The organism is Streptomyces sp. NPDC050743, assembly GCF_044456925.1.
Lineage (GTDB): Bacteria > Actinomycetota > Actinomycetes > Streptomycetales > Streptomycetaceae > Streptomyces.
On the sequence record NZ_JBITGJ010000181.1, the window covers coordinates 1 to 9,132 of the forward strand.

Sequence of the window (9,132 nt, forward strand, 5' to 3'; positions counted from 1 at the left end):
GCCGCCGCGATTTGGCACAACTTCCAGACCGGGCAGACGGTCAGCCGGTCACTGACCGCCTACGACCACTGACCGTGTTCGGAAAGACTCGTCTAGGGGGACGGACCGCGGTGGGGGCCCGAACCGGCGTTCGGGCACGTGCTGTTAACCTGCGGCGACCCGAATCCTTACCGGGGCCTTACCGGTCCCTCACCGACGAAGAGGTTGTGCATGCGCGCAGGCAGATCCGGCTCCGCGGTCGTGCTCGCGGGAGCGCTCGCCCTGGGTGCGTTCGCCGCGCCGTCCGCGGAGGCGGCGGACACCGGCATCACGGTGTCGAACCTGGTCGTGAACAAGGGCAAGCCCATCATCGTGGGCACCAGCGCCGAGGTGAGGCCCGGCTTCACGTACCACATGTCCTGGCCGTCCGGCCCCCAGCTGCCGGACGTGGACGCCTTCCCGTTCCTCTACCACGACACCACGGTCGCCAACGGCGCGAACTCCGACGGCATCTACATGGGCTACACCAACTGCAACGAGGACGGCACACACGCCGCCGACTGCGACGGCGAGCTGTACATCGAGCCTCGCTACACCCTGGACTCGAACAACGACGCCACCACCTGGAAGATCGCGGTCTCCGCACGCATCTGGGGCTCGGACGGCCAGCCCAGGACCGAGGAGTACCTGACCGGCTTCGGCTCCGTGCAGGTCAAGCGTAGGGCGCAGGTCACCGTCAACGCCTCGCCCGAGCCCGTCGCGAAGGGCAGGACGCTCACCGTGACCGGCCGGATCACCCGCGCCGACTGGGTGAAGCACGCCTACACCGGCTTCGGCGGCAAGGCGGCCAAGCTGCAGTTCCGCAAGGCCGGCACCAGCACCTACTCGACGGTCAAGATCGTGTCGGCGGACTCCGCGGGCTACCTGAAGACCACGGTCACCGCGGCCGCGGACGGCTACTGGCGCTGGACGTTCAGCGAGACGAGCACGACAAGCGGCGCGACCGCCGCGGGCGACTACGTGGACGTCGAGTAGCTATGACCGGGCGCAGGCCCGGTAGCGCCCCGGCGTCACGCCCACCAGCTTCTTGAAGTGCCGGGTGAGATGGGCCTGGTCGTAGAACCCGGTGGCCGGGGCCACCTCGCCCGGCGCCAGCCCGTCCAGCAGCAGCCGTCGTGCTTGCCCGACCCGGCGGGACATCAGGTACTGGTGCGGGGCGATGCCGTACGCCCCACTGAACGCCCGTACCAGATGGGCGGGATGGGCGTGCAGCAGCCGCGCGCCCTCCTCCAGCGGGAGCCCCTCCACGACCCGGGCGTCGAGCAACTCCCGAAGCGCACGGGCGAGCGCGGGGTCGGGGCGCGGGGGCGCCGGCGCCGCCGACGGCCGCAGATGGGTGCGCAGCCGCTCGCCGACGAACGTCAGCCGGCTCTCGGCCTCCAGCTCGTCGCCGGGCCGGGCGAGGGCGGAGTGCAACTGGCCGACGCGCCGCCGCAGCACCGGATCCCGCAGATCGGGCGTGTCGACGGCCCGCCCGATGAGATCCTCGCCGAGCCGGCTGCTGTCGAGGTAGACGACCCGCTTGCGGAAGCCGTCCGGGGTGGCCGGGGAGCCGTTGTGCGGCACGTGCGGCGGGAGCAGCGTGACGGTGTCGTGCGGGGTGCCGTGCTCGTGCCGGTCGAGGTCGTACCGTACGGCGCCGTCGTCCACGATGAGCAGCGTCCAGGCGTCGTGGACGTGCATCGGGTAGGCGTACTCGGTGAAGTGGGCGTGGAAGACCTCGGTGACGCCCGGAACGCTGGGGCGCCACGCGCTGACTTCCCGGCGGGTGCCTTTCTGGCGGGCGGCCATGCAAACAACGTACAAGACGGCGCCGCAGGGCGGTCGGCAGTCTCATTCCATGAGCGCTGAACCCATCCGATTCGACACGAAGATCGCCGTGCTGCTGCGCGAGGACCTGGAGCCCTGGCAGCGGCTCAACGTCACCGCGTTCCTGGTCAGCGGCTTGGGCGCGACGGTCCCCGAGGTGATCGGCGAGCCGTACGAGGACGCGGACGCCGTGGCGTACCTGCCCATGTTCCGCCAGCCGGTGCTGGTCTTCGAGGGCTCGAAGGAGACCCTGAAGGCGGCCCACGGCAGGGCACTGAGCCGCGCCCTGCCCCGGGCCGTCTTCACCTCGGACCTGTTCGCCACGGGCAACGACCGCGACAACCGCGCGGCGGTGCGGGCCGTACCGACGGCGGAGCTGGACCTGGTGGGGCTCGCGGTGTACGGCCCGCGGGGCGCAGTGGACAAGGTCCTCAAGGGCGCGCGCATGCACCCCTGAGGCCGCCTGCCGGGGTCAGTCGAACATGCCGGGCTGGTAGTCGCCTGCGGGCTGCCGGACGATGACGTTGACGCGGTTGTAGGTGTTGATCAGGGCGATCAGCGTCACGAGCGCGGCGAGCTGGTCCTCGTCGTAGTGCTTGGCGGCGTTCGCCCACACCTCGTCCGGGACGCCACCGGCGGCGTCGGCGATACGGGTGCCCTGCTCCGCCAGCTCCAGCGCGGCCCGCTCGGCCTCGCTGAACACCGGCGCCTCCCGCCAGGTCGCGACCAGGTTGAGCCGCTGTGCGGTCTCCCCGGCGGCGGTGGCGTCCTTGGTGTGCATGTCGAGGCACATCCCGCACCCGTTGATCTGGCTGGCCCGGATCTTCACCAGCTCCTGTGTCGCGGCCGGCAGAGGGGAGTCCGTGACCACCTTCCCCGCCGAGTTGAGGTACTTGAAGAACTTGCCGGTGACAGGGTTGGCGAAGATGTTCAGACGAGCGTCCATGGTGTTCTCCCGTGTGGTCTCCGAGCGGTTTTCCGTTGGCTGCACCTCCCTGACGGATCCCTCCGCGGAGATGTGACAGGGCCGAGTGTGACCCGGGTCACGGGATCGTCGGGGTGGGCCCGCCCGGGTGTCCGCCACCGCGCTCTTCGTCCTGCGTTCCGGGCGGTCCGCTCGCTGCCCGGAGCCGCGGATTCGTCCATGAACGGAATCTGCACAGCGTGTACGCATCCGAGGGCCGGGCGGGTTCCGTTGGTGGGGAGTTGTCCCGGTCGGCGCGGCGACGGCAAGAGCCGTGCCCCGCCTGTGCGGCCCGGCATGTGGAGGAACTGGCCCCAACGCGTGACCGTACCCGCACGGATCCGTCATCCGGGGCGGCCAACTGGGCGGGTGCGAGCGGCGGTTGACTGGATGCCCGGCAGGCTCCGTGGTTTGATCGCTCGCACCGCCGGGATCGCGCCAGGTGTCCTGAAAGGGACGGCGCACGCCCGCGGTCGCGGCCCGACCATCTGTCCCCAACGGGCCGTTTCCCCTTGGACCATCCGTGCGAAGGGCAGTTTCATCATGAACGCCGCTCACCAGATCCAGACCGTCGAGATCTCCGACACCGAGCTCGACACCGTCTCCGGTGGCCTGGCCCCCGAGGCCAGCCTCACCGCCGACTCCACCACCCTGAGCACCGCCGACGCGCTGTCCCAGCTCGGCGCCGTCCAGGGCCAGGTGCTGGGTGCCGTCAGCGCCCTCAGCCAGCCGCACCAGATCGGCGTCAACCTCGCCTTCTGATCCTTCCTGGAGTGCCGATCGTCGCGATCGCAGCACCGAGCCCCCTGCCGGCGGAGAACATCCCGGCAGGGGGCTGGGCCGTGCGAGGGACGCGCTTGCCGAGCGTCCCGTTCCCTCAGGCGGCGCTGACCTCCGGCTCGGCGTCCGACCTCGGGGCCGGCACCGCCGGGCTCTCCTTCGGCAGCCCCCGCATGAGCACCCCGTACCCCAGCCCGGCGACCGTGCCCACCGCGGCGCACATCCCCCACAGCCACTGCGCGCCCAGCCGGTCGATGACCGCGCCGGACATCAGCGGGGCGACCAGCGCGGCGACGGACCAGGACAGCGTGTACACGCCCTGGTAGCGCCCGCGCCCGTGCACCGGAGAGAGCCGTACGACGAGCCCGGTCTGGGTCGGGGCGTTGACGATCTCGGCGAGGGTCCACACGCACACGGTGACCATGAAGACGCCGACCGAGCCGGCGAACGCGGTGAGCCCGAAGCCGTAACCGGCGAGCAGCGAGGAGACGACCAGCAGGGTGCGCGGGTCGCGGTGCTCGATGAACCGGGTGACCGGGATCTGCAAGGCGACGATCAGGATGCCGTTGACGGCGATGGCGAGGCCGTAGTCGGCGGGCGAGAACCCGGCCCGCCCCATGGCCACCGGCAGCCCCACGGACCCCTGCTGGAAGACGAGGGCGACGAGGAAGCACAGCCCGACGACGGCCATGTACCGCCCGTCCCGCAGCACGGTCCCGAGGCTGACGGCGCTGTCCTTCTCCTTCACCTGTGCCGTCGGCCGGGACTCGGGCACCTTGAGGAAGACGACGAGCGCGCAGGCCAGGGTCATCCCGGCCTCGATGAGGAAGCCGGCGCGATAGCTGACCTCGGCGATGAACCCGGCGGCCGTCGAGGAGACGGCGAAGCCGAGGTTGATGGCCCAGTAGTTGAGGGAGAAGGCCCGCACCCGGTCCTCGGGCCGGACGATGTCGGCCATCATCGCCTGTACGGCCGGCCGGGAGGCGTTGGAGGCCATGCCGACGAGGAAGGCGACGGCGGCGATGGCGACGGGGTCCGTCATGAAGCCGAGCAGGGCGACGGAGGCGGCCGTGGCCGACTGGGCGATGAGGAGGGTCGGCCGCCTGCCGAGCCGGTCGGCCATCACCCCGCCCCCCAGCGAGGAGACGACCCCGCCCAGCCCGTGCAGGGAGGCGACGAGACCGGCGTACGAGGCGGAGTAGCCGCGGTCGAGGGTGAGGTAGAGGGCCATGAAGGTGGCCACGAACCCGCCGAGCCGGTTGACGAGGGTGCTGGTCCACAGCCACCAGAAGTCTCGGGGGAGCCCGGAGACGCTCTCCCGTGCGGCACGTCGGAGACGGGTGCCGGACATGACAAAACCCCCCATGGATCGGTAAGCGGCTCACGCGGTAAGCACAACTTACATACGGGGCCTGCCGAGGGCCACTCGATTAACAGATGCCGTCAACCGTCCACCCACTGACCGGCCGGGGCGGCGGCGCGAACCCGTGGATTACGCTCTTTCCCATGGCCGACGCACCGTACAAGCTGATCCTCCTCCGCCACGGCGAGAGCGAGTGGAACGCGAAGAACCTGTTCACCGGCTGGGTGGACGTCAACCTCAATGAGAAGGGCGAGAAGGAGGCAGTCCGCGGTGGCGAGCTCCTGAAGGACGCCGACCTCCTCCCCGACGTGGTCCACACGTCCCTGCAGAAGCGCGCGATCCGCACGGCCCAGCTGGCCCTCGAGGCCGCGGACCGCCACTGGATCCCGGTCCACCGCAGCTGGCGCCTGAACGAGCGCCACTACGGCGCCCTCCAGGGCAAGGACAAGGCGGCCACGCTGGCAGAGTTCGGCGAGGAGCAGTTCATGCTCTGGCGCCGCTCCTACGACACCCCGCCGCCGCCGCTCGCGGACGACTCGGAGTTCTCCCAGTTCGACGACCCGCGCTACGCCACGCTCCCGCCGGAGCTGCGCCCGAAGACGGAGTGCCTGAAGGACGTCGTCCACCGGATGCTTCCGTACTGGTTCGACGACATCGTCCCCGACCTCCTGACCGGCCGCACGGTCCTGGTCGCGGCCCACGGCAACTCGCTGCGCGCCCTGGTCAAGCACCTGGACGGCATCTCCGACGCCGACATCGCGGGCCTGAACATCCCGACGGGCATCCCCCTCGTCTACGAACTCGACGCCGACTTCAAGCCGCTCACCCCCGGCGGCAGGTACCTCGACCCCGAGGCGGCCGCGGCGGCGATCGAGGCGGTCAAGAACCAGGGCAAGAAGAAGTAGGTTTTGTGATCATGCCCCTGACCTGCGTTTTTGGCGCAGATCAGGGGCGTTTTCACCGCCTGGGCCCTCTCTGGGCCCTCAGGCCCCCGGGTCCTGTGGCCAGAGTGCTCGCCCGAGAGCCTTCCGGGCCCGGTCCCGGCTGCTCGGCATGAGGTGCGCGTACACCTTGAGCGTCAGTCCCGGGTCGGAGTGTCCGAGGTACTCGGCGAGGGCCTTGATGCTCTCCCCGGCGTCCAGAAGGACGGACGCGTAGAAGTGCCGCAGGGCGTGCATGCCGTGCTCGCGGGCGGCGGCGTGCTCGCGGCTCTTGGCTGGGCCGACCGGCCGGAGGAGCCTCCGGAGGCCTGCCCGTTGCCAGAGCTGTTCCGCTGACATCCAACGCTGACATCAACGCCCCCGGACGGCGGCGACATACAGCAGCCACATATGGCACCGGTTCAGGATGCGAAGCCCGACCAAGCCAAGGAGTGATCGAACTTGTAAAGCGGCACTCCCCCCCGCGCCGTCCCTGGGCCGTGCAAGGTCACTCGACGCCGACCAACAACGACAGAAGCCCACGGTGCCTGACTGGTCAGAGCCGTGGGCTTCCTCAGCCTCGCCGGTCGGCGAGACCTGTGATCAGTAGACCGGCTACTGATCACCGCTACCCGGGCAGGCCACCAAGGGGCCCGTGCCCCACTCGTGCCCGATCGAGCGGGAAACCACGGGGAACCACGGAGACGAACGGGGCACAGCGCAACGCAACGGCCCCCGACCGTTATGGCCTGGTCGGGGGCCGTCAATGTGCGCGGTGGGTGTGGGATTTGAACCCACGGTGACTCGAGCCACGACGGTTTTCAAGAGCGTCGCGACGTCACGGCCGAACCCTGCTCCGCGCTTGACAAGCCCGGCCCTCATGGGTGCACCGATGCGTTAACCGGTCCGGTCTTCTAGGCGGACCAAACGCTCAGCCGGGCTCCGAGGGCTCCGAGGGCTCCGAGGTCTCCGACTCCAGACTGCGGCGCGTCGCCGCGTCGTACACGCCGGGCTCTGCGGAGATGCCGCGGGAGCTCTGGTAGCTGCGCACGGAGTTCTCGACCTGGATGTTGAAGTTACCGGTGATGTCGTGGGTGTAGAACGAGAGCTGGCGCAGGCGCTGCTGCAGTTCCGCGACCTCGGGGCCCTTGTCGCCGCGGCGCAGCACCGGTCCCGTGACGGTCTGGCTCTCGCCAGGCTGCGCTGAACCGACCGAGTCGGCGGTAGGGGCCGTCGGCACGCGGTTCGGGACTATCGGCGTGGCCGACGCCGACCTCGACGTCGACGCCAAGAGCGCTGCCGGCGTGGCCGACGTCGACGTCGGCCACGCCGGCAGCGTCGAGGAACTCGCGCGCTTCGCAGCGGACGGCTCGGTGGACCTCGACGCGGAGGGTGACAAAGAGGCCGAGGTGCGGCCGGACTCTTCCGGCGTGTTGGTGCGTCCGTCCTGCAGCGCGGTGTCGCGCCTCGGTTTGTCCGGGGTGAGCAGCCCGCTCGTGAAGCCCGCGACGGCGACCACGATCGCCGCAAGGATCAGGGCCGCCTGTCGGCGTTGGCCCTTCGGTCGGCGCCTCTGCCCCCCGCGGGAACTGTTGCGGGAGGGGGGTCGGGACGGCGACAGCGGGCTGCTCAGCCCGTCCGGCCCGTGTGATGCACTCGGTGTGCGCCGTGTGCGTGGAGCACTCGGCGCTACCGGTTCGTGCGGCTTCTGGAGCGGCTGGGTGTCGGCCTCGCCCGGCCCGGTCGTCGGCGGCGCCGACGGCTCCAAGAGCGAGTGGGGCACCTCCAGCGTACGGCCGCCCACCACGCTCATGCCCGACGGGAGGGTCGCAGAAGGCGAGGTGATGGGGGCTGACGGCGTTCCGTGCTGTCCCAAAGCGGTGGGGCTCTGGCCCGGAGGCGGGTTGGAGGGGAGCTCTTTGGTGCCGGGCGATTTCGGCAGCTCGACGTAGATGTACGGGCGGACGCCCAGCGAGTGGAAGTCCTCCTGCGCGGCCGTTTCGGACGGGTCGGCGCGGCGGGCCGTGGTGGCCACCTGCTGAGTGCACTGACAGGCGTGAGTACCTGCCGCCGCCCGTTCAGCGGAACACTTCGAACACCTTTGCCCATCCATATGCCAATCCTTCCCCCTATAGACGTCAGCGATTATGCAGAGCTCGTCGCCGATCCACACGGCAATTCCGTGAATCCATTGCGGATGCACGCGCCGTGACTGCGCCGTGCTTTGGGGATGACGGCCGGCTGGAGCGTTTCGAGCGGAAGTGATGGGGACGGGGCGACTGTCCGGCCACCCGCCTGGTCGACTGGCTTACTCGCGGTAACGAAACGCCACATACTTCACAAGACCTTCACGAGCCTGCACACTGGCACCCCGCCCCCCGCGCCGGTCTCGACCTAGGGATCACTATGACCCTCACCGAACCGCCCGCGCGCCCTCACCATCCTCGCCGGCCTCGCAGCAGCCACGAGGGGATGGGACCAATGACCCCTCGCCCCGAAGCTGTGGCCGCCGCCACCTGGTGGGCCGAGCAACTCGCCACGCCCCCGCAACATGATGTCGGCGCGCCGCCGAGTACGGCCTTCGCGAACGCCACAACGGACCACAGCAGGCAACAGCGCACCCCCGAACAGATCGACGCGTTCCGCACCGCCCTCGCCGACAGGATCGAACAGCACCTCGCGCACTACTGCTGGCTGCCCAACGAGCCGGACTTCGGCTCCTACATGCGCGCCCTCGTGGTCGACCCTGTGCCGGACGACGTGCTCACGGACGCCGCCGAGCGCGCCGGCTTCAGGCTCACCTCGTTCGACCTCCCGATGAGAACCGTGATGTGGATCGACCCCGGCATCGTGAAGGTCGCCGCGGGCCACGGTGCTGGGTCCGTCGTTATCTGGGCGGCGCCCACCACTGCAACTACCGGGAGGATGACCTCCTGACCACTGAGCGCATGACGGCCCGAGTGAGGCTGATCCTTTCAGGGGGTTCCGCTCTGAGGCGATGTCATCTCCAGCGGCTGGCTGGAGCCGTTGACATCATGTCTGACATCAACGACTGCGAATGGCCCCGTAGATCGACGGCCTGTCATGGAACCAGCGACGCCGGCAAGGGGCTCCAAGCAGGGCGAGTATGGTCGCCGGATCGAACTCCTAAAGCGGTGGTCGGCTTCACCGGGTTCCTCCGAGGATGCCCCGGCCTTCAGGCCGGGGAGGAATCGGACTCCTGCGGAGCAGGGCAGGGATAGCCGGATCGCCGTCAG

10 protein-coding genes and 1 pseudogene are annotated in these 9,132 nt (G+C 69.8%); 6 read left to right on the top strand and 5 right to left on the bottom strand.

The window, feature by feature from the left end; genetic code table 11:
• Window positions 1-210 precede the first annotated feature (210 nt).
• Window positions 211-1,014, top strand: coding sequence for a hypothetical protein (locus ACIBJF_RS49930; RefSeq protein ID WP_399184538.1), 804 nt, complete (start codon window positions 211-213; stop codon window positions 1,012-1,014).
• Here ACIBJF_RS49930 and ACIBJF_RS49935 read toward each other — a convergent pair whose 3' ends face one another.
• Window positions 1,015-1,830, bottom strand: a complete 816-nt coding sequence (locus ACIBJF_RS49935) for an AraC family transcriptional regulator (RefSeq protein ID WP_399184539.1) — start codon at window positions 1,828-1,830, stop codon at window positions 1,015-1,017.
• On the opposite strand from ACIBJF_RS49935, the gene ACIBJF_RS49940 reads away from it, so the two are divergent.
• Window positions 1,829-2,305 (top strand): DUF2000 family protein, encoded by a 477-nt coding sequence (locus tag ACIBJF_RS49940; protein WP_399184540.1) that lies wholly within the window; start codon window positions 1,829-1,831, stop codon window positions 2,303-2,305. The genes ACIBJF_RS49935 and ACIBJF_RS49940 overlap by 2 nt on opposite strands.
• A 15-nt stretch (window positions 2,306-2,320) precedes the next feature.
• On the opposite strand, the gene ACIBJF_RS49945 is transcribed toward ACIBJF_RS49940, so the two are convergent.
• Window positions 2,321-2,794: a carboxymuconolactone decarboxylase family protein gene (locus ACIBJF_RS49945; protein ID WP_399184541.1), complete on the bottom strand. Its 474-nt coding sequence runs from the start codon at window positions 2,792-2,794 to the stop codon at window positions 2,321-2,323.
• Between the two features lie 561 nt (window positions 2,795-3,355).
• Between ACIBJF_RS49945 and ACIBJF_RS49950 the strand changes: the two genes are divergently transcribed.
• The gene (locus ACIBJF_RS49950; protein WP_399184542.1) at window positions 3,356-3,574 is read left to right on the top strand and encodes a hypothetical protein; all 219 of its coding nucleotides are present in this window, start codon (window positions 3,356-3,358) and stop codon (window positions 3,572-3,574) included.
• 115 nt (window positions 3,575-3,689) lie between these two features.
• Here the strand turns inward: ACIBJF_RS49950 and ACIBJF_RS49955 are convergent, their stop codons facing one another.
• On the bottom strand, window positions 3,690-4,943 hold the full coding sequence (locus ACIBJF_RS49955) for an MDR family MFS transporter (protein ID WP_399184543.1): 1,254 nt from the start codon (window positions 4,941-4,943) through the stop codon (window positions 3,690-3,692).
• Between the two features lie 155 nt (window positions 4,944-5,098).
• Between ACIBJF_RS49955 and ACIBJF_RS49960 the strand changes: the two genes are divergently transcribed.
• Window positions 5,099-5,860 carry a phosphoglyceromutase gene (locus ACIBJF_RS49960; protein ID WP_351805293.1) on the top strand — a complete coding sequence of 254 codons (762 nt, stop codon included), beginning with the start codon at window positions 5,099-5,101 and terminating at the stop codon, window positions 5,858-5,860.
• A gap of 78 nt (window positions 5,861-5,938) precedes the next feature.
• Here ACIBJF_RS49960 and ACIBJF_RS49965 read toward each other — a convergent pair.
• Both ACIBJF_RS49965 and ACIBJF_RS49970 read right to left on the bottom strand, forming a co-directional pair.
• Window positions 5,939-6,172: pseudogene (locus ACIBJF_RS49965) on the bottom strand (tyrosine-type recombinase/integrase); the annotation flags it as partial.
• A gap of 634 nt (window positions 6,173-6,806) precedes the next feature.
• Entirely contained in the window at window positions 6,807-7,115 is a 309-nt protein-coding gene (locus ACIBJF_RS49970) for a peptidoglycan-binding protein (protein WP_399184544.1), read from the bottom strand.
• Window positions 7,116-7,134: 19 nt separating this feature from the next.
• On the opposite strand from ACIBJF_RS49970, the gene ACIBJF_RS49975 reads away from it, so the two are divergent.
• A complete protein-coding gene (locus ACIBJF_RS49975; protein WP_399184545.1) occupies window positions 7,135-7,827 on the top strand; it encodes a hypothetical protein in 693 nt (230 codons plus the stop codon).
• 529 nt (window positions 7,828-8,356) lie between these two features.
• Window positions 8,357-8,812, top strand: coding sequence for a hypothetical protein (locus tag ACIBJF_RS49980; protein WP_399184547.1), 456 nt, complete (start codon window positions 8,357-8,359; stop codon window positions 8,810-8,812).
• The last annotated feature ends 320 nt before the right edge of the window (window positions 8,813-9,132 follow it).